Genomic DNA, 19,985 nt, shown 5'->3' with positions numbered 1-19,985 from the left:
AGCGGCTCTCCCGCGTCGTCGCCTCAGTCGGTCAGCCCGGACGCGTCCTCCGGAACGTCCACCGCATACCGCCGGAGCAGCGCGAGCGGGACGACCTGCAGGACCGCCTCGTGGGTGCTGGCCAGGAGCACCGGGGCGCCCCGTCCGGCCTGCGCCGACTGCAACCAGCGCAGCGCGACCACGCACCAGCGGTCGCCGGGTGCCAGGCCGGGGAACTGCCACTGCGGCCGGGGCGTGACCAGGTCGTTGCCGAGCTCGCGCTGGTGCTCCAGGAAGTCGGCGGTCAGCACCGTGCACACCCCGTGGGTGCCCGTGTCGTCGGGGGTCACCTCGCACCTGCCGGAGCGGGTGAACCCGGTCAGCGGGTCGGTGCCGCACTCCTGGAGCTCGCCACCGAGGACGTTGCGCTCAGCCATGCCCCGATCATCTCAGGTGCTGCGGATGTCCCGGCACCGTGCAAGAGTGGCGGCATGGAGACCAGCGTCAGCAGGCGGACCGGTCCCGACCGGTTCGAGATCAGCGTCGACGGGGCCGCTGCAGGGTTCACCCTGTTCGTGGACCACGAGGGGCGACGCATCTTCTACCACACGGAGGTGGACCCCGAGCACGGCGGCAGGGGGCTCGCGGGCGAGGTCGTCGGCACCGCCCTCCAGCGCACCGTCGACGAGGGCATGCGGGTGGTCGCGGTGTGTCCGTACGTGAAGAAGTACGTCAACACCCACGAGGAGTTCGCCGGACACGTCGATGCAGCCACCCCGCAGATGCTCCGCGCGATCCCGCGGCAGGGCTAGGTATGCCGTCGGTCCGCGCAGGCCGACGGGCACGCAGGCCGGCGGGCGGGCACTCGCACTGAGTACCCGCCCGTCGGCGTCCCGCCACCAGGTCCTGCGTCAGGGGCCGGCCGGCACCGCCGGGGCAACCGGGTCCGTGGGATCGGAGGCGTAGGTCTCCGCCGTTCCCTGATCATCGGTGTAGTCGACGACCACCCTGATCTGGCGTCCCTCGTCCGCCGGCTGGACGGTATAGCCCAGCTGGTTGGTGTCCGGCGTGACCTTCGTCGCCACCGTCACCACGTCGGCCGCGAAGCCGTCGCCCGAGGTCTGCCAGCTGTAGGTCATGCCGGCCGCCACCGCCTCCTCGAGCCCGTCCGCGTCGACGAAGGGGCTGGGAAGGATCGACTGCCCGACCTGCGGCGTGGTGGTCGACAGCGTCAGCCCGGTGGGGCTGTCGTTGATGTTGACCACGCTGGCGCCGTTACCGACGACGGGGGAGACGATCTGGCGCAGCTGGCCGTTGTCGTCCTCGAAGGTCACCACGACCCGGAGGATGGCACCAGCGTCACCGTCACCGGGGACGAACTCCTGCTGCCAGGTGTTCGGGTCGGGGCCGGGTGTGACCTCTCCACCCTCGGTGGGCGAGGGGTCCCAGGCCTCCGTGGCCTCGCCGGCCTGCCAGCTGAACCGCAGGCCGACCGGGTCGGTGACGGTGGCGTTGCCGTCCGGGTCGAGGAGGTGCACCGTCGCGGTGATCGGCTGGTCCTCGGTCGGCGGCTCGGTCTGCCCGCCGAAGGAGACGTAGCCCATGTTGGTGCAGGGCGTCATCTCCTCGTTCAGCTCGAAGCAGCCGCCGTCACCGAACTGGAGCATCTCGATGTTGACCAGGATGTCGGCGCCCTCGGACTCCTCGAACTCGGCTCCGCCGATGTGCACGACCTCCCAGTAGCCGTCGGGGAGGGCCTTGATCGTGTAGTTCGGGTCGCCGACGTCGTTGATGAAGGCGTCGGTGTAGACCGCCGTGTCGACGTCGCCCGCGTCCGACTCGTCCACGAGCTCGCGGACGATGTCGATGTCGCCGGGGTTGATGGCCCCGGAGAACACCGCTGCCCGCATGTCGGCCGCGCTGGCGTAGCGCTGCCCGGTCGTGGTGTGCACGAGCCTGACGCGCAGCGCCCGGTCACCGTCGATGACGTCGTCGCCGAACCGCCCCTCGAGGATGTCGTCGCCAGCCCCGCCGAACAGCAGGTTCGCGACCCCGTCCGTGTCCTGGAGCAGCGGGTTGTCCGAGCGCAGCCGCATGGAGTAGTCCTGCTCGTGTCCGGCGGGGTTCAGCAGCTCCCGCATCCCGTCGACGAGGTCCAGGTTCTCCGGGTCCATCCGGTTGACCGCGTCCGCCGACAGGTCGTCGGGGGCGACACCCAGACCGCGGATGACGTCGTCACCTGAACCGCCCGAGAGGGACTCCACCTGCAGGTAGCGGTCGCGGATGGCTGTGACGTCCGGCGGCTGCAGCAGGTTGAAGTTCAGGTCGGCGTCGACGTTGGTGCCCGTCCCGTCGTAGGTGACGTAGTCGAACCCGAACATCCCGTGGTAGCGGTCCGTGCCGCCGGCCTGGCCGACCATGATGTCGTCGCCGCCCTCCGCGTCGTGGTCGTCCGAGCCGCCTCCTCCGATGAGGACGTCGTCTCCGCCGTCCACGTCGTCCTGGAACTGCTGACCGTTGTCGCCCATGAGCAGGTCCGCGTGCAGCCCGCCCTCCAGCCAGTCGTCCCCTTCGTTGCCGAACGGGTTGTCCCGGCCGGTCCCGCCGATGAAGACGTCGTCGCCGGTGCCGAAGAAGCCTGTGGCCCCGTCGGAGTTGTCGGACGGCTTGGCGATGAAGTCGTCTCCCGACTGACCGAAGAGCAGGTCTGCGCCCGGGCCGCCGTCGATCGCGTCGTTGCCGTGACCACCCTTGATGTTGTCGTTACCGAAGGAGTCGGTGAGGATGTCGTCGCCAGGGCCACCCTGGATGGAGTCGTCACCGGACCCACCCTCGATGCGGTCGTTGCCGCCGTAGCCCCACAGCGAGTCGTCGCCCTGACCACCGCGGATGCGGTCGCCCAGCGTGCGGTCGCCGTGGATCTCGACGTGCTCGTCGCCGTCCCAGCGCCACGTGCCGTCAGCCATCTGGCTCAGGCCGCTCGGCAGCGGGTCGGGCAGGTTCTCCAGGTCGAAGTACGGCGAGTGCGACAGGAAGATGTCCGCCGGCAGCAGCGACGCGTCCGTGTTGCGCTGGATCAGCTTGGAGAAGGAGTTGGCCTCCAGCGCTGCGAAGAGCTGGTTGCCCTGGTTACGGAACAGGTAGTAGAACCGGTCGCCGAACTGGAGGTCCTCCAGCTGCTGCTCGAAGACGTAGTTGAACGTGCTGCCGAGCATGCCGCCGAACGGGTCGAGCGCCTCGGCCAGGCCGCCGACCCAGAAGTCGACGTCCTCCAGACCGGTGATGCTGCGTCCGTCCACGTTCGCCCAGTCGCCCGTGCTGGCCATGAAGGCCCCACGGTCGGCGGGGGCGGTCGGCGCCGGGAAGAGGGCCTGGACGGCCGTCACGAGCGCCGGGGTGAGGACAGTCTCGCCGCCGAGCACGTAGACCTTGTTGGGCGCCAGGCGCACCAGCTCATCCTGGACCGGGGTCGGCAGGGAGCCGCTGCGGACCAGCATGACCGGGGCCTGCTGCATGCCTGCCGCGGCCGCGCCGGCCAGGGCGTCGGGGAAGTTGGTCCCGGCGGCCAGGAACGCGCTGCCACCCACGGCGGCGAACGACCTGCTCACCATCGCGCTCGTCTCGTAGCGGTCGCTCCCGCCGATGCGGGTGACCGTCGCGAGCGCCCCGAGCTGGGTGGCCACCGCCGGGCTCAGTGCGGTCTCGCCACCGAGCAGGACGATCGAGGACGGCGCCAGGCGCGTGATCTCGGCCAGCACCTCGTCGGGCACGGAGCCTGGACGGGAGAGCAGCAGAGGTGCACCCTCGGCCGCTGCAGCGGCGCTGCCGCTGAGCGCGTCCGGGTAGGCCTGGCCGCTGGCCACGTAGACCGTGTCGACGGCCGCGGGGTCCGGGAACGCGCTCCGGGTGACCAGGGTGCCGGTGTGGTAGCGGTTGTCGCCGCCACGCCGCTCCACGACCGGGGCATAGGTCTCCAGCGAGTTGGCGACCTGCTCGCTCACCGCGGAGGTGCCGCCGAGCAGGACGATCTTCTGCGGCCGCAGGCGGATGATCTCCTGCACGGTCGCCACCGGTATGGCGTTCTGCCGCACCGGGAGCACCGGTCCGCCGTCGGCCGCGGCCGCCGGTCCACCGGTCAGCGCGTCCGGGAAGACGGTGCCGTTGGCGATGTAGACCGTCTGGGCGGTCGGGAAGAACGCCCGGCTCACGGCCGCGGCGGTCTCGTAGCGGTCGTCGCCGGCGATGCGCTGCACGATGTCGACCGTCCCGATCCCGTTGACTAGGGCCGAGGCTGCGGCGCGCTTGCCGCTCAGCGTCGTGGCCTCCAGCACCGACGGGTGCTGGCCGTAGGCGGCGACGAAGTTGACCAGCGAGGTGGTGCTCGCACCACGGCCGAAGTTCTGGCCGTTCTTCAGGTTCAGCCCGAAGTCCACCCAGCTGCTGTAGGGCTCCAGCTGGGGGTTGCCGCTCTGCGCGTAGAAGGTGCGCCGGGCCTGCTGCAGGCCGGGCACGCCGGTGTCGCGGGCACGCAGAATGTTGATCGTCGCCAGGTCGAGGGGCAGACCGAGCAGGTTGTTGCGCAGCGTGCTGGTGACGAGCTCGTCGACCTGGTTGGCGACCTGGTCCGTGGTGCCGTTGACGATCGCGCCTGCGGCCTCCTCGGGATCGAGGATCGCGTCCGCGGGGCAGACGTTGTTGGCGTCCGGCGCCACCGCGCAGTGGTACTGCCGCGGGTTGAGGAAGCCGTCCAGCAACCGGGCGTCGGTGACCTCGGCACCGTCTGCCCGGGTCAGGTCCCGGGCGATCGTCTCGGTCAGCATCGAGTGGCCGAAGCGGTAGACCACGTGCGCGAACTCGGCCTTGATGGAGGCGTCGATCGTGCTGTCGTAGGCGTTCTCGTTGAACACCACGGCGTCGATGGCCGGCTGGACGATGCGGGCGAACTCCTCGAAGACGAGGTGCTGGTACTGCATCTCGTTGGTGAAGCGCGCGGCCTGGAAGACGCGCTCGGCGTAGGTCCAGTCGTCGGCCTCGCCGCTGCTCTCGAACCTGGCCTTCAGGTCCGGGTTGGCGTCGAGGATGTCCTGGACGTGCGCGGCCAGGCGGTTGTGCTCGGAGTGGAAGACGTGGTGGACCGCGCTCAGGCCGATGTTCTCGTTGCCGCGCCCGTCACCGGTGATGAAGTGCTCGCCGAGCAGCACGTTGTCGTAGCCCGGGATCGTCGGGCATTCGCCCGTGTCGCACTCGGGGTCGTCCACCGGCGGCGCCGGCGTCGCGCCGTGCGCGATGTCGTCAAGGAAGGACTGCGGCAGCGGGACCGCGTCGGTGGAGACCACCGGGGTGGTCAGGTTGCCCTCGACCGCCCCGCCGGGGGTGAGGAGCTGCGGGAAGCCCGCGGGACCGGGGATGAACTGGCCGTAGGGGTCGACGACGACCTGCGGGACGTTCAGCACGCTCTGGTCGCGCAGGTCGATGCCCAGCACGGTGAGCGCCTGCTCCTGGACCGCGTCCCAGGTGGCCAGGCCGCCGTTCGGGCCGTTGAGGAGCCGGCCGGTCGCGACCGGTCGCGCCGGGGTGCCGACGAGCTCGTACTCACGGATGAACACCTGGTGGGCCGGGTGCGAGGTGTAGGTCTGGTTCTGGTCGACCCAGGGGGTGGTGCGGTTCTGGTGCTCGCGCACGTCGTCCGAGGTGCTGTCCACCCCGTCCGGTCCGGGCTGGTTGGTGGCGCGGCTCATCGCCAGGAACTTCTTGTCGTCGTCGGTCCGGCTCCACAGCGGGTCGTCCGGGCTCAGCGGGACGATGATCGCGTTCTCGGGGTGCTTGTCGACGAGGTCGAGACCGTGGTCGAAGAACTGGCCGAAGAAGACGAACCACATGTTGACCGGCGGCGAGAGCGCCTCGTCGGCCGTGGTGTTGGGCAGGTAGAGCTCGCCGGTGTCGGGGTCGATGACGGCGTCCGGGTTGTTGTCCGCGGCGACCTGGACGGTGGGGTTGTTGGTGGTGTTGTCGACGATCAGGTTGGTGATGACACGCGGCTGGGTGTCGTAGACCAGACCGTCGTACTGCTCGTAGCAGGTGCCGTTCGGGTCCTCGCACATGGAGGTGTCACCGGCGGTCGGGCCCATGGGCATCGGCGTCTCGCCCTGGCGCCAGCGGATCGGCAGCAGCCGCGGCATGAGCTCGTTGGACTTGCCGATCGTGGTGTCGAACTCGAGGTTGTTGAAGGAGCCGTCCACGGTGCGCAGACCGTGCGGCAGCATCGGGTCGCGCACGCACTTGCCGCTGGTGTCCTGGTTGGAGCGGCACAGCAGGCTGTAGCTGCGGTCCTGGCGCTCGATCGCGTAAGCGTGCGCCTCGGAGATCTCGATCTGGTCGAGGATGAACTCCAGGTCGCTAGGGATCAGGCCGAAGGAGGGGTCCTCGTCGGTGGCCAAGGGTGCGAAGTCCGTGGTGGGTGCGGTGCTGGGTGCGGCCCCCGCACTGCCGGCCGCGGCCGTGGTGAGGACCACGGCGGCGGCCGCGAAGAGCGAGACCGGCGTGCGCAACCGCCTCCTGTCCCTGATCGCCCAGAGAGCGAGCAAGGCGGTGAGGAGAAGGAAGGCACTGCCCCATACAACGGTCATCTGGACCACCCCGACATTTCGTCCCGGCCTGCGCCTGCACGCTGCCGGCTCGATTGACTGTCCCGCAGGATGGATTACCGGCTCTTCACAGATGACGGTGTAGTCGCGGTCTGAAGCCTCCGGCCTCCAGGAGTGCTCGGGCGATGTAATGGGTGAGGTTGCGGAAGCCGAGGGCCAGGCCGCGTAGGTGCTCGAGTCGACCATTGATCGCCTCGCTGGGACCGTTGCTGGTGCGGGGCCGGTCGAAGTAGGCCAGGACGTCGCAGACGCGTCTGGCCAGGGTGCGGCCGAGCTTGCGCAGCTCGACCAGCCGTGCGGGGACGCCGCTGCTCAGCGCTTCGATGACCGAGGCCATCTCCGCCCGGCCGGCAGTCCGGTCCGGGGCGCGGTAGGCGTAGATCATCCGCTGGTAGATGCCCCAGGTGCACTGCACCTCGACGTGCTCGGGTCGGGCGAAGAGGCTCTCGACGCGCTCGTGCTGACGGTCGGTGAGCAGGTCGGCGCCGGTGTGCAGGGTCCGGCGCGCCGAGTAGAGCGGGTCGCCCTTGCGGCCACGGTGCCCGTGCAGCTCCTGCTGCACCCGGCGCCGGCACTCGTCCAGGGCCTCCCCGCCCAACCTGACCACGTGGAACGGGTCCATGACAGAGACCGCGTCCGGCAGCTCCTCGGTAGTGGCCGTCTTGAACCCGGAGAATCCATCCATGGCCACGACCTCGATCCCCTCGCGCCAGGCCTGGTCCCGGTCGGCCAGCCAGTCCTTGAACGCCTTCTTCGACCGGCCCTCGACCATGTCCAGCAACCGTGCCGGCCCGGTCCCCTCGCGCACCGGGGTGAGGTCGATGATCACGGTGACGAACTTGTCGCCCTTGCGGGTGTGCCGCCACGCGTGCTCGTCCACGCCCAGGACGCGGACGCCCTCCAGGCGGGTCGGGTCGTCGATGAGCACCCGTCGTCCCTCGGCCAGGACGGCGTCGTTGGCGGTGTTCCAGGAGACTGCCAGGCCTTCGGCGACGCGGGCCATCGATAGGTGCTGGCAGACGATCCCGACCAGTGCCCACCGCAGGCCGGCGCGGGAGAGCTTGGCCCGCGGTTCCGCGGCCTTGCTGGTGTCCTGGCGCCACACGTGTGAGCACTCCGCGCACCGGTAACGGCGGACCGTGACCATCAGCGTGGTGGGGCGCCACCCGAACGGTTCGTGCGCCAGCTCCCGGATCACGGTGTCGCGGGGGACGCCCTGGCAGCCGCACCGCCTGCACCAGTCGTCCCGCTCCACCACCCGGCAGGCGAGGACCGCCCGGTCCGGCTCGAGCAGCTGGCCGGTGACCTCCAGACCGAGGTCGTCCAGGCGGGCGAAGGTGGTCAGGTCAGGGCGCGTGAAGGTAGCGTCGGGCACGTCGAGGTCTTCCTGATGGGCTGCGTGAGAACTCCCATCATCGGAAGACCTCGACGCCTACGCCGGCACGACGCGCCAGCGCCCCCTACACCCTGATCTGCGAAGAGCCGGATTACCCTGCAGATCGCTCGATCATGCCGCCCCCACGAAGGAATGTCCCTCGGTAAAACTACCTATTGTGCCGTGCCCGGAATTCTGCTATGAAAGTCCGCCGCGAGCGGTGGGCGGCGTAGTCTTTGAGGGTGACCACGATCATGTGGGGGGCGCTGGCGGCCTCGTCCCTGCTCGTCGGCGCGGTGCTGGCGCTGCTGCGGGACTGGAGCGCGCGCACGGTCGGGCTGGTGCTCGGCTTCGGCGCCGGGGCGCTGATCGCCTCGGTCTCCTTCGAGCTCGCCGAGGAGGGAGTGCGTGGCGGAGGGGCGCTCGCGGTCGGGGCAGGGCTCGCTCTCGGGGCGCTCGCCTATGCGCTCGCGGACCGCGCGGTCGAGGGGTATGCCGCTCGCGGGGCCGGTGCCGCCGGCCTCCCGCTGGCGGTGGGGGCGCTGCTCGACGGCATCCCCGAGCAGGTGGTGCTGGGCGGCGGGCTGGCCGCCGGCGGCTCGGTGTCGGTGGCGCTGCTCGTGGCGATCTTCGTCTCCAACCTGCCCGAGTCGATCGGGTCCTCGGCCGACATGCTGGGGTCAGGGCGGTCCCGCACCACCGTCCTCGGGCTCTGGGGCGTCGTGGCCGTCGTCTGCACGCTGGCCACGGCGGGCGGGGCGGTGGCGGTGGCCCACGCCCCGGACGGCGTGACGGCGGGCATCCAGGGCTTCGCCGCCGGGGCCCTGCTCGTCATGCTGATCGACTCGATGATCCCGGAGGCGCGCAAGAAGGGCGGGGAGCTCGCCGGCCTGGCAACGGTGGTGGGTTTTGCTCTCGCCGCCGGCCTGTCACTGCTGACCTGACCCCCGGTCCGCCTCGTCCCGCTCCGCCGAGGTGCGGGCCAGGGAGAGCATCATCAGCCCGCCCAGCAGGTCGAGGACGCCGATGGCGAGGACGACGACGGTGATCCAGCCGGTGCCTCCGGCACCCATGAGCCGCCACAGCCCGTAGAGCGTGAGCAGCACCCCGATGACCAGGTAGAGCATCCCCCGCCGGCGCAGGAACGCAGGGTCCTGGCGGGGGTCGCCGCGTCGCGCGGCCCGCCCGCCGGCCGGGGACGGCCCGCCCTCGTCGACCACCTCGCCGCTCAGCACCCGGGTGGCCTCCCGGCCCTCCTCGTCGGCGAACGTCCCGTCGAACGCGTCCTGCGTCTGCGGGTCGTAGGCCTCGTAGCCTGTCTCCTGGGCCACGATCGTGACCGCCTGCCGCACCTGCTCGTGGAATCCCTCCGGGTCCTCGTGCTCCCAGTAGGGGAAGCTCACTGCCGCCTAGCCGTGGAAGAGCTCGACCTGCAGGCCGGTGTCCGTGGCCGAGAACTCCCCGAAGACGTCGCCTCCGGTCTCCTCGGCGACCCACGTCTCCACCGGCCCGGTCACCTGCTCACGCAGCCGCGCCTCGATGCGGCCGAAGGTGGCCACGCCGTCGGCGAGCGCGGCCTCGTCCAGGAGGGCGTCGTCGTGCGTCTCCTGCTCGTCGGCCTCGACGACCTCGGTCCAGTCCTGACCGGCTCGTCTCGGGTAGAGAAGGATGTCGTAGCTCATGGGTCCATCCTGCCGGAAGATCCGACGAGTTCTGTCGGTGCCGCCGGTCAGCGCAACGACGAAACTCCCGACCGGATCAGATCCGGCCGGGAGTTTCGTGTCTTCAGAAACGGGTAGCTCAGGAGACTACCTTCATGTGCGCGAGGGGGGAGTTGAACCCCCACGCCCTTTCGGGCACACGGACCTGAACCGTGCGCGTCTGCCTATTCCGCCACTCGCGCGAGTGCCGAGCAAGACTAGCACGATCCCGGCCGGACCCTTCAATCCGCACGTCGGCCGCAGGGGATCCGCGCGGGAGCGGCCAAGGTCCAGAGACTCTCCAGTCCCGGCAAGTACGATCGCAGGGCGGGGCCGTCGGCACCGGCGGGCAGCACCGGAGGAGGAAGGAGAGAGCCGTGGGAGTCTTCGACCGGCTCGAGCGCGGTCTCGAGCGTGCCGTCAAGCAGCCCTTCGCTCGGATCTTCAAGGCCGAGGTCCAGCCCGTGGAGATCGCCTCGGCCATGCGCGGGGCGATGGACGACCGCGCCGCCGTGCTCGGCCCGGGACGCACCATGGTGCCCAACGTCTTCACCATCGAGCTGGCGGGCTCGGACTACGAGCGCCTCTCCTCCTACGCCTCCGCGCTCACCGACGAGCTCGTCGCGGCGGCCGAGGACCACGCCGACGCCCAGCGCTACGTGGCCCCCGGTCCCTTCGAGGTCCGGCTCAGCTCGGGCGAGGACCTGGAGACCGGCATCTTCCGGGTCCGCCCGGCCGCCAAGGACGGCCGCCACGCCCGGACCGGCGGCGCCCGGGGGAACGACGCCCGGGAGCATGCCGACGGGCGTCCGCGCGAGGACCGTCCTGTCCGTGGGCGCGAGCGGCAGGACCAGGACGAGCTCGCGGCATACCGCCCCGAGCCCCGGCGCCCCGCGGACCGGCCGGCGGAGCGCCCGCAGCAGCCCACCCGCGAGATCCCCTCGGCCCGACCGTCCCGCGGCCGCGCACCCCGCCCCGCCCTGGAGATCGACGGTCGCCGCGTGCCGCTGACCGCCGCGGTCACCACCCTGGGGCGCGACGAGTCCGCCGACCTCGTGCTCGACGACCCCGGCATCTCCCGGCGGCACGCCGAGGTGCGGATCGGCAACGACGGACCGCACCTGCAGGTGCTGCTGCGCGACCTCGGCTCGACCAACGGCACCTACCTCAACGGCGACCGGGTGGGCGACGAGGAGCTGCGGGAGGGCGACCGCATCACGATGGGACGCACGAGCCTGACCTTCCGCCTGGAGGGCTGATGGGAGAGCTCACCCTCAACCTGGTGCGGCTCGGAGTCATCGTGCTGCTCTGGGCCTTCGTCTTCTCCGTGGTGGGCGTGCTGCGCGGCGACCTCTACGGCACCCGCGTGCTGTCCCGCAGCGGCGGTGCCGCCACCCGACCGCGCGAGGTGCGCCCCGAGCGCCGACGGCGCCGCGAGGTGCCCACCCACCTGGTCGTCACCGAGGGACGCCTTCGCGGCACCTCGGTGCCGCTGCACGAGGGGGGCCTGCTGATCGGCCGCAACCCGGAGTGCACGCTCGTGCTCACCGACGACTACGCCTCCGGGCGGCACCTGCGCATCTATCCGGGCGCCGACGCCTGGTACGCCGACGACCTCGGCTCCACCAACGGCACCCTCGTCAACGGCCAGAAGATCGGCGAGGGCGCCCGGCTGGACCCCGGGGCGCAGATCCGCATCGGTCAGACCGTCCTCGAGCTGCGCCGCTAGAGTCGATGGTCGCCCTCCGCTACGCCGCCCGCACCGACGTGGGACTCGGCAGCAAGTCCCGCAACGAGGACTCGGCCTACGCCGGGCCCGAGCTGCTCGTGCTGTGCGACGGCATGGGCGGTCACGCGGCCGGCGACGTCGCCTCCTCCCTCGTCGTCGGCGAGCTGGTCCACCTGGACGGCGAGTCGCACGGCGCCGACGACGCGCTGAGCATGCTCGAGCGGGCGGTCGAGGAGGCCAACTCCCGGCTGGCGGACGTGATGGACGTCTATCCCGACTCCGACGGGATGGGCACCACCTGCATCGCGATGATGCGGGCCGGCACCAAGCTGGCGGTCGCCAACATCGGCGACTCCCGCGCCTACCTGCTGCGCGGCGGCCGGCTGACCCAGATCACCAAGGACCACTCCTTCGTCCAGTCCCTCCTCGACGAGGGCCGCATCACCAAGGACGAGGCGCTGCACCACCCGCAGCGCTCCCTGGTCACCCGGGTGCTCACCGGACGCAGCGAGGACACCCCTGACCTCTCGCTGCGCGAGCTGCGCACCGGCGACCGGATCCTGATCTGCAGCGACGGCCTGACCGACTACGTCGCCGAGGACACCGTCGCCGAGCTGCTCGGCCGCAGCGACCGCTCGCCCGGGCAGGTGGCCGACGACCTCGTCGGCGTCGCCCTGCGCGCCTCGACCCGCGACAACGTCACCGTGGTCGTGGCCGACGCCGTGGACTCCGGCCACGGCACCACCGAGCCGCAGGTGGTCGGCGCCGCCGGCGAGCGCCGCCGCACCCAGCCGGTGCGCACCCTCACCCCCGCCGAGAAGGCCGCCCAGCTCTCCCGGGAGGCCGCGGGGCTGACGCTGGAGGAACCGAGGCTGGCCGAGGAGGGTCCACGCCGCCCGCTCCTGCGCTGGCTGCGCCGCGCCGTCCTCACCGCCGCCGCCGCCGCGCTCGTCGTCGCCGGCGGCTGGGGCGCCTGGACGTGGAGCCAGCAGCAGTACTTCGTCGGCGAGGACGACGGTGTCGTCACGGTCTTCCGGGGCGTGGCCCAGGACCTCGGACCGATCTCGCTGAGCACCCCCGAGGAGCGCACCGACGTCCGCCTGCAGGCCCTGCCCGCCTACTACCAGGACCGGGTGCGCGGGACGCTGTCCGCCGACGACCGCGCCGGCGCCGACACGATCGTCGAGGAGCTGCGGCGCATGGCGCAGGAGGGTTGCGCGCCGCTGGTGATCCTGCCCGACGGGTCCACCACCTCGACCGTGCCCGAGGGTGCGGTCGCGGTCACCGGCACCGCCCGGCCCACCCAGGACGCGGCCGAGGCGACCAGCAGCCGGACCTCGACCACCGCCCCGCGCGCCACCGCCGGCGACCCGCTCGACGTCGGCGTGGACCTGGGCACCTCGACCGCGCGGCCCACGGTGACCGTCGTCTACCCGAGGGGGTGCCCATGAGCCCCGCCGGCCCCACGCCCTCGACCGTGACCAGCCTGCGCGTGCGCAGCGGGCGCACCGTCGAGCTGCTGCTCACCCTCTTCGCCCTCGTCGTCGTCGGGCTGGCCTACGTCAACGTCGAGCTGGCCGTCCGCGAGGAGGTGCCCCCGGACCTCTGGTGGCACCTGGGCACCCTCACCGCCCTCGCGCTCGGTCTGCACGTGGTGCTCCGCTGGCGGGCCCGGTATGCCGACCCGCTCCTCCTGCCGATCGCCACCCTGCTCAACGGGCTGGGTCTGGTGATGATCCACCGCATCGACCTGGGCAGCTCGTCGAGCTCGGTGGCCACCCGCCAGCTGCTGTGGACGGGCGTGGCCGTCGCGGCCGCGGCGGCGACGCTCGTCGTGGTGCGCGACCACCGGGTGCTGCGCCGCTGGACCTTCCTGGCGATGGCCGTCGGTTTCCTGCTCCTGCTCCTGCCGATGCTGCCGGTCGTCGGGCACGAGGAGTTCGGGGCCCGGTTGTGGATCCGGATCGGCGGCCTGAGCTTCCAGCCCGGCGAGCTGGCCAAGATCGCGCTCACCGTCTTCTTCGCCGGCTACCTGGTGAGCACCCGCGACGCGCTGTCGCTGGTGGGGCGCCGCCTCCTGGGTATGCAGTTCCCGCGCGCCCGGGACCTCGGCCCGATCCTCGTCGCCTGGGGGCTGTCGGTGCTCATCCTCGTGCTGCAGCGCGACCTGGGCTCCTCGCTGCTGTTCTTCGGCCTGTTCGTCGCCATGCTCTACGTCGCCACCGAGCGCACCAGCTGGATCGTCATCGGCCTGACCCTGTTCATGGCCGGGGCGGTGATGGCCTGGCGGATCTTCGCCCACGTCCAGGCGCGGGTGACGCTCTGGCTCGACCCGTTCGCGGCCGGCCAGTCCGACCAGGTGGCCAAGGGGCTGATGGGCCTGGGGCACGGCGGCATCTTCGGCACCGGCCTGGGGCAGGGCTATCCCTACCTGACCTACTTCGCCAACAGCGACTACATCTTCGCCAGCTTCGGGGAGGAGCTGGGGATGGTCGGCGTCTTCGCGATGCTCATGCTCTACGCGCTGCTCGTCGAGCGCGGCCTGCGCACCGCGATCGGGGCCCGCGAGGGCTTCGGCAAGCTGCTCGCGGCAGGACTGTCCTTCACCGTCGCGCTGCAGGTCTTCGTCATCGTCGGAGGCATCACCCGGGTGCTGCCGCTGACCGGCCTGACCACGCCCTTCCTGTCCGCCGGCGGGTCCTCGCTGCTGGCCAACTGGGTCATCGTGGCGCTCCTGCTGCGGATCAGCGACCACGCCCGCCGGCCGGTGGCCGAGCGGGCGCCGGACCCGTCCGTGAACCTGCCCGGCGTCCCGGGGGTGACCTCACGATGAACACCCCGATCCGGCGTCTGGCGTTCCTCGTCCTGGCGATGTTCACGGCGCTGCTGCTGGCCACCACCTGGATCCAGTTCGTCGCCGCCGACGGCCTGCGCGACCGCCCCGGCAACCGGCGCACGCTGATCGACACCTACAGCCGCGAGCGCGGCGCGATCCTCGTCGACGGCACCGCCGTCGCCCGGTCCGAGCGCACCGACGACGACCTGCGCTGGGTGCGCCGCTACGACCAGGCCACCCGCTATTCCCACGTGACCGGCTACTGGTCCTTCACCTACGGCGCCGGGCTGGGTCTGGAGAAGGCGCGCAACGCGGTGCTCGCCGGGACCGACGACAGCCTCTTCTACCAGCGGGTCGTGGACCTGGTCACCGGCCAGCAGCCGAGCGGGGCCAGCCTGGAGCTGACGATCGACCCCGACGTGCAGGCCGCGGCGGCGGAGGCGCTGGGCGACCGACGGGGCGCCGCGGTCGCGGTCGACCCGCGCACCGGGGCGATCCTGGCGCTGGTCAGCCGCCCGAGCTTCGACCCCAACGCCCTGTCCAGCCACAACCTCACCGCGGTCGACGAGGCCTACCAGCAGCTGACCCAGGATCCTGCCCAGCCGCTGGTCAACCGGGCGATCGCCGGCGACCTCTACCCGCCCGGGTCGACGTTCAAGCTTGTCGTCGCGGCCGCCGCCCTGGAGAGCGGCGACTACCGCGCCGACAGCGAGCTCGACGGTCCGGTCCGCTACACCCTTCCGGGGACGAGCACCGAGCTGCCCAACTTCGGCGGCGAGGCCTGCGACCCGCAGGGCCGCCCCACGCTGGCGCGCTCGGTGCAGATCTCCTGCAACACCGCCTTCGCCTGGCTGGCCGGGCAGCTCGGCGCCGACGCGGTGCGCGAGCAGGCCCAGGAGTTCGGCTTCGGCCAGCAGATCGAGGTGCCGATGCAGGTCACCCCCTCCAGCTACCCGGACCAGCTGGACGACGCGCAGCTGGCGCTGACCGGTGTCGGGCAGTACGACGTGCGCGTCACCCCGCTGCAGGTGGCGATGGTCTCCGCCGCGATCGCCAACGACGGCGCGCTGATGACTCCATACCTGGTGGAGACGGTGCGCGACCGCGACCTGGAGGTCATCCACGAGACCCGGCCGCGCACGATGTCGCGCAGCGTGTCCGCCTCGACCGCGGCCGCGCTGACCGAGATGATGGTCTCCGTCGTGCAGGGCGGCTCGGGGACGCTGGCCCAGATCCCCGGGGTGAGCGTCGCCGGCAAGACCGGCACGGCGGAGTTCGGCAGCTCGGGGGCGGCACACGCCTGGTTCACCGGGTTCGCGCCCGCGGACGACCCGCAGATCGCCGTCGCGGTGATCGTGGAGTCCGCCACCGACAACTGGACCGGGGAGACCGGCGGCCAGGTGGCCGCACCGGTCGCCAGGGCGATGCTCGAGGCAGGAGTGGCTCCATGACCGACGACCCGACCCAGGCGACCCCGCCGCCGCAGGACCGTGGGCAGGAGCCGCGCGTGCTCGGCGGCCGGTACGAGGTGGGTGAGCTCGTGGGCCGGGGCGGGATGGCCGACGTCCACGCCGGCCACGACCTGCGGCTGGGGCGGAAGGTCGCGATCAAGATCCTGCGCACCGACCTGGCCAGGGACAGCTCCTTCCTCGCGCGCTTCCGCCGGGAGGCGCAGTCGGCGGCCGGGCTCAACCACCCCTCGATCGTCGGCGTCTTCGACTCCGGGGAGCAGATCGTCCACGAGGCCGGCGGTGCCCCGCTGCACGTGCCCTACATCGTCATGGAGTTCGTCGAGGGCAAGACGCTGCGCGAGCTGCTCAACGAGAGCCGGACCAAGACGCTCCTGGCGGACGAGGCCGCACGCATCACCGCGGCGGTGCTGGCCGCCCTCGAGTACGCCCACGACCGCGCCCTGGTGCACCGCGACATCAAGCCGGCCAACGTCATGGTCACGCCGCAGGGCGCGGTCAAGGTGATGGACTTCGGGATCGCCCGCGCCCTGGCCGACACCGCCGCGACCATGACCCAGACCCAGGCCGTCATGGGCACCGCCCGCTACCTCTCCCCGGAGCAGGCACAGGGGCTCGACGTCGACGGACGCTCCGACCTCTACTCCGTGGGCTGCCTGCTCTACGAGCTGCTCGCCGGCCGGACCCCCTTCCAGGGCGACCCCGTCTCGCTCGTCTACCAGCACCTCGGGGAGACCCCCAAGGCGCCGTCGACCCACCTGAGCCACCTGCCGCAGGCGCTGGACGCCATCACCCTGCACGCGCTGGAGAAGAACCCGGACGAGCGCTACCAGTCCGCCGCCGACTTCCGCGCCGACCTCAACGCGGCCCGCGCCGACGAACCCGTCTCCGCCGCCGCCGAGTCCAGCTACGCCCGCGCGCTGGGGATCGCCGGGGCGGGGGCGGCCGCCGTCGCCCGGGCGCGGGCCGCCACCGCCCCGACCCAGGCGGTGCCCGCCGCGAGCGGTCCCGACCGGGGCGACCCCCACGAGGAGGACCTGCGCCCCACCGGGCCGGTCCCCTTCCTCGAGGGCCGCGACGAGGAACGCTGGGAGCGGACCGACGAGATGCCGGTGCGCGAGCGCCGGCACCGGGGCGCGGCGCTGCTCCTCGGGGCGCTGGCGCTGCTGGCGGTCGCCGGCGTCGCCTGGGTGCTCTTCCAGGTCCTCGGCCCCGGCCAGGACCAGCCGACGATGGTGACGGTGCCGAGCACCGTCGGACGCACCGAGGCGCAGGCCAGGACCGAGCTGACCGGCCTGGGCTTCGTGGTCCCGGACGCGACGTCGCGCAACAGCGACGCCGCGGTGGGCGACGTCATCGAGCAGGACCCGCCGGGCGGCTCGGCCGAGGAGGGTTCGACCGTGCGGCTGGTCGTCTCGGCCGGTCCGGAGGCGATCACGATCCCCGACGTGCGGGACATGGAGGAGCAGGCGGCCCGGGACCTGCTGGAGCGGCAGGGCTTCACCCAGGTGGTCGCCAAGGCCAAGAAGGTGGACGACAAGGACGTGGAGAAGGGCCACGTGGTCGGCACCGACCCCGCGGCCGGCGAGGAGGTGGCGCCCGACGCGCGCATCGTCCTGGAGGTCGCCAGCGGCAGGGTCAAGGTGCCCGCCCTCGTCGGCGAGGACCAGAACAGCGCGGTCGTCCTCCTCAGCGACGCCGGTCTCACCTGGGACATCCAGGAGGAGCGCACCGCCGAGGTGGTGGCCGGGACGGTGCTCAGCCAGTCCGTCGAGGCCGGCGACCGGGTCCCCCTCGGCACCGAGATCGTGCTGGTGGTGGCCGCCGAACCGGTGGTCTTCGTCACCGAGACCACGACCGTCAACCCTCCTCCGGCGGACACCAGCACGACCACGAGCACCGAGCCCAGCGAGTCGCCCAGCGAGTCGCCCAGCTCTCCCTCGTCGACCGGGCCCACCGGCCCGACCGGCCCGACGGGGCCGACCGATCCCGCCCCGACCGGCCCGACCGAGACCGGGCCTACCGGCACGGACCCGCCGACCGACGGGTGAGCGCGGCCGCCCGGTCGGCGACGGCGTCGGTCCCGGGCCTCAGTCCTGGGGGGTCGGCAGGATCTCGCCCGGCTCGAGGTCGCGCACGGCCGTGGCGTAGTCAGGGCGCACCGTGCCGGTGAAGCCGGGCATCTCGGCGGTCTCGACGTCCTCGACGGTGTAACCCAGGCCGACCGTGTCCGCCCACTGCCGGTAGACGTCGACGACCGGGTCGGCCTCGAGCGCGGAACGCATGCTGCCCACGTCCCCGATCGCGGTGACGGTGTAGGGCGGGGAGTAGACCCGGCCCTGGAGGTAGAGGGTGTTGCCGACGCACTGCACCGAGCTGGTCGACACGATCCGCTGGTCCTGCACCATGACCGCCTCGGCACCCCCGGCCCACAGCGCGTTGATCACGCCCTGCAGGTCCTCCTGGTGGACCACGACGTCGTCCACCGTGTAGCCCTCCGGCAGGGTCTGCAGCGTGTAGCCGGCGTCGTCCAGGGTCACCCGGACCGCAGGACCGGCGACGGGGGCGAGGCCCACCCGGGGTGCGACCCTGTCGGCGCTGCGGGACAGTCGGCGAGCCTCGCTGGAGTCCACCCGGTCCTGGAGGGAGGCCACGTCGGTCCGCAGCCGGTCGGCCCGCTCGTTGAGCTGGGACACCTCGCGGTCGCGGGCGGTGATGAGCCCGACGAGGTCGCTGATCTCGCCGCTGAGCGGCCGGGTCCTGGCCAGCGAGGCGCTCGTGCCGAAGAGCAGACCGGCCACCACGCACACCACGGTGACCCCGATGACCCCGCCCCGGCGACGGGCAGCGCCGCCCGCGGCGGGGCAGGGCGCCTCGCCGTCGGCCGGTGCGGTGCTCATGGCGGCCAGCGTAGCCGCGTATCCTGACCGCACCCACCAGACGAAGGAGACCGCCGTGCCCAAGTCCCGCGGCCGTGAGGGTGCGAAGCAGCGTGCCCGGCGCACCAGCGAGATTGCGCCCACGACCCAGAAGATTCCCTCGAACCCCTCGTGGTTCGTCCCCGTGATGTGCGCGCTGATGATCGTGGGGGTGCTGTGGGTGGCGACCTTCTACGTGACCTCCGGGCAGTGGCCGATCGGCTCGATCCGCTACTGGAACCTCGGGATCGGCATGGGGATGATCATGGCCGGCTTCATGATGGCCACCCGCTGGCGCTGAGAGTTGTCCACAGGCTGTCCCCAGCCTGGGGACAAATGACAGCCGTGTAACTCACACCCTGTGGACAACTCGTCGGGGGGTGGGGATCAGAGCTGGACCGAGAAGGCGGACGGTCCGAGCACCGCCAGGATCCGCCACACGGCGAGGCCGGCCAGGACGAGCGCGGTCGCGCCCAGGGCGGGCCAGAACAACGCGCGACGGCGCGCGGCCTGCGGCGAGCGGCCCGGCGCCGAGGTGAGGATGAGCAGCCCGCCGACCGCCGCACCGGTGAGCGCCCCGCCGACGTGCGCCTGCCAGGCGATCCCGGGCAGGAAGAAGGGCAGCGCCAGGTTGATCGCGATCATCACCAGCAGGCTGGTCGGCACCTGGTGCTGCTTCAGGGCGAGCACGACGTAGAGCAGGAGCAGGCCGAAGATCGCGCCGGACGCGCCCACGACGTGGGTGATCCACCCCGGGTTCGGCGGGGCGATGAGCAGCACGCCGACCGAGCCGCCCACCGCGCAGATCAGGTAGACCAGCAGGAAGCGTGCCCGCCCGAGCATCTTCTCCAGGACCGGACCGAAGATCCACAGGATGTACATGTTGAACAGGATGTGCAGCAGGCTGGAGGGGGAGTGCACGAACGCCGAGGTGACGAACCGCCACGGCTCGCTGCCGGCCAGGACGCCCACGAAGGACAGCTGACCGGTCAGGCTCGGCACCGTGCGCTGGCCCAGGTAGACCAGCACGCACAGCGCCACCAGCCCGTAGGTCACGTACGGGGCGCCGGTCGTGGCCACCGCCCCGAACCGGGTGCGCGGCACCGGCGCGCCGCGCGAGCCCTCCTTGACGCAGTCCACGCACTGGATGCCCACCGCCGCCGGGCGCTGGCAGTCCGGGCAGACCGGGCGCCCGCACCGCTGGCAGCGCACGTAGGACACGCGGTCGGGGTGCCGCGGGCAGGTGGGTGGGGACGAGGTATGCGGTGTCCCGGGCGGCTGCGTGCCGCCCGGGTCACCGGGGCCCCGCCCGGGCGGTCCGGGTGGGTGGGTGCT

General features: G+C 72.0%; 16 protein-coding genes and 1 tRNA gene. 9 read left to right on the top strand and 8 right to left on the bottom strand.

The annotated features are described in order from the left end of the window. Window positions 1-23 precede the first annotated feature (23 nt). On the bottom strand, window positions 24-416 hold the full coding sequence (locus DV701_RS12440; RefSeq protein ID WP_114928674.1) for a DUF2237 family protein: 393 nt from the start codon (window positions 414-416) through the stop codon (window positions 24-26). A gap of 54 nt (window positions 417-470) precedes the next feature. Between DV701_RS12440 and DV701_RS12435 the strand changes: the two genes are divergently transcribed. Then, the gene (locus DV701_RS12435; protein ID WP_114928672.1) at window positions 471-791 is read left to right on the top strand and encodes a GNAT family N-acetyltransferase; all 321 of its coding nucleotides are present in this window, start codon (window positions 471-473) and stop codon (window positions 789-791) included. A 99-nt stretch (window positions 792-890) separates the two neighbouring features. Here DV701_RS12435 and DV701_RS12430 read toward each other — a convergent pair whose 3' ends face one another. Further along, window positions 891-6,527, bottom strand: coding sequence for a peroxidase family protein (locus DV701_RS12430; protein WP_162803006.1), 5,637 nt, complete (start codon window positions 6,525-6,527; stop codon window positions 891-893). A 163-nt stretch (window positions 6,528-6,690) separates the two neighbouring features. Further along, on the bottom strand, window positions 6,691-7,998 hold the full coding sequence (locus tag DV701_RS12425) for an ISL3 family transposase (protein ID WP_114928668.1): 1,308 nt from the start codon (window positions 7,996-7,998) through the stop codon (window positions 6,691-6,693). A gap of 242 nt (window positions 7,999-8,240) precedes the next feature. On the opposite strand from DV701_RS12425, the gene DV701_RS12420 reads away from it, so the two are divergent. Further along, window positions 8,241-8,942, top strand: coding sequence for a ZIP family metal transporter (locus DV701_RS12420; protein ID WP_202863526.1), 702 nt, complete (start codon window positions 8,241-8,243; stop codon window positions 8,940-8,942). Here the strand turns inward: DV701_RS12420 and DV701_RS12415 are convergent. The 3 genes from DV701_RS12415 to DV701_RS12405 all read right to left on the bottom strand — a co-directional run bounded on the left by DV701_RS12415 (window position 8,928) and on the right by DV701_RS12405 (window position 9,901). Next, window positions 8,928-9,401, bottom strand: coding sequence for a hypothetical protein (locus DV701_RS12415; RefSeq protein WP_114928666.1), 474 nt, complete (start codon window positions 9,399-9,401; stop codon window positions 8,928-8,930). The genes DV701_RS12420 and DV701_RS12415 overlap by 15 nt on opposite strands. Window positions 9,402-9,407: 6 nt before the next feature. Continuing rightward, window positions 9,408-9,680: a hypothetical protein gene (locus DV701_RS12410; RefSeq protein ID WP_114928664.1), complete on the bottom strand. Its 273-nt coding sequence runs from the start codon at window positions 9,678-9,680 to the stop codon at window positions 9,408-9,410. A gap of 137 nt (window positions 9,681-9,817) precedes the next feature. Then, window positions 9,818-9,901 (bottom strand) — tRNA-Leu (locus DV701_RS12405). A gap of 174 nt (window positions 9,902-10,075) precedes the next feature. On the opposite strand from DV701_RS12405, the gene DV701_RS12400 reads away from it, so the two are divergent. Genes DV701_RS12400 through pknB form a run of 6 tightly spaced genes read left to right on the top strand, consistent with a single transcriptional unit; the run spans window position 10,076 to window position 17,783 of the window. Beyond that, window positions 10,076-10,957, top strand: a complete 882-nt coding sequence (locus DV701_RS12400; protein ID WP_114928662.1) for an FhaA domain-containing protein — start codon at window positions 10,076-10,078, stop codon at window positions 10,955-10,957. Further along, window positions 10,957-11,427, top strand: coding sequence for an FHA domain-containing protein FhaB/FipA (locus DV701_RS12395; protein WP_114928660.1), 471 nt, complete (start codon window positions 10,957-10,959; stop codon window positions 11,425-11,427). Before DV701_RS12400 ends, DV701_RS12395 begins: the two co-directional genes overlap by 1 nt. A 5-nt stretch (window positions 11,428-11,432) precedes the next feature. Continuing rightward, complete coding sequence (locus tag DV701_RS12390; protein ID WP_114928658.1) at window positions 11,433-12,878, top strand: PP2C family protein-serine/threonine phosphatase; 1,446 nt, start codon at window positions 11,433-11,435, stop codon at window positions 12,876-12,878. Next, complete coding sequence (locus tag DV701_RS12385; protein WP_114928656.1) at window positions 12,875-14,260, top strand: FtsW/RodA/SpoVE family cell cycle protein; 1,386 nt, start codon at window positions 12,875-12,877, stop codon at window positions 14,258-14,260. Before DV701_RS12390 ends, DV701_RS12385 begins: the two co-directional genes overlap by 4 nt. After that, complete coding sequence (locus tag DV701_RS12380) at window positions 14,257-15,714, top strand: peptidoglycan D,D-transpeptidase FtsI family protein (RefSeq protein ID WP_114928654.1); 1,458 nt, start codon at window positions 14,257-14,259, stop codon at window positions 15,712-15,714. Before DV701_RS12385 ends, DV701_RS12380 begins: the two co-directional genes overlap by 4 nt. Next, complete coding sequence (gene pknB / locus DV701_RS12375) at window positions 15,711-17,783, top strand: Stk1 family PASTA domain-containing Ser/Thr kinase (RefSeq protein ID WP_114928651.1); 2,073 nt, start codon at window positions 15,711-15,713, stop codon at window positions 17,781-17,783. Before DV701_RS12380 ends, pknB begins: the two co-directional genes overlap by 4 nt. Before the next feature lie 39 nt (window positions 17,784-17,822). On the opposite strand, the gene DV701_RS12370 is transcribed toward pknB, so the two are convergent. Next, window positions 17,823-18,632 (bottom strand): DUF881 domain-containing protein, encoded by an 810-nt coding sequence (locus DV701_RS12370; protein ID WP_114928649.1) that lies wholly within the window; start codon window positions 18,630-18,632, stop codon window positions 17,823-17,825. A gap of 55 nt (window positions 18,633-18,687) precedes the next feature. Between DV701_RS12370 and DV701_RS12365 the strand changes: the two genes are divergently transcribed. After that, window positions 18,688-18,951, top strand: coding sequence for a cell division protein CrgA (locus DV701_RS12365; RefSeq protein WP_114928647.1), 264 nt, complete (start codon window positions 18,688-18,690; stop codon window positions 18,949-18,951). A gap of 86 nt (window positions 18,952-19,037) precedes the next feature. Here the strand turns inward: DV701_RS12365 and DV701_RS12360 are convergent, their stop codons facing one another. Next, on the bottom strand, window positions 19,038-19,871 hold the full coding sequence (locus DV701_RS12360) for a rhomboid family intramembrane serine protease (protein ID WP_228255013.1): 834 nt from the start codon (window positions 19,869-19,871) through the stop codon (window positions 19,038-19,040). Between the last annotated feature and the right edge of the window lie 114 nt (window positions 19,872-19,985).

It is taken from the genome of Ornithinimicrobium avium, from assembly GCF_003351765.1.
GTDB lineage: Bacteria > Actinomycetota > Actinomycetes > Actinomycetales > Dermatophilaceae > Ornithinicoccus > Ornithinicoccus avius.
Note: the sequence above shows the minus strand (reverse complement) of the source record. Positions and strands in the feature narration are given on the sequence as shown.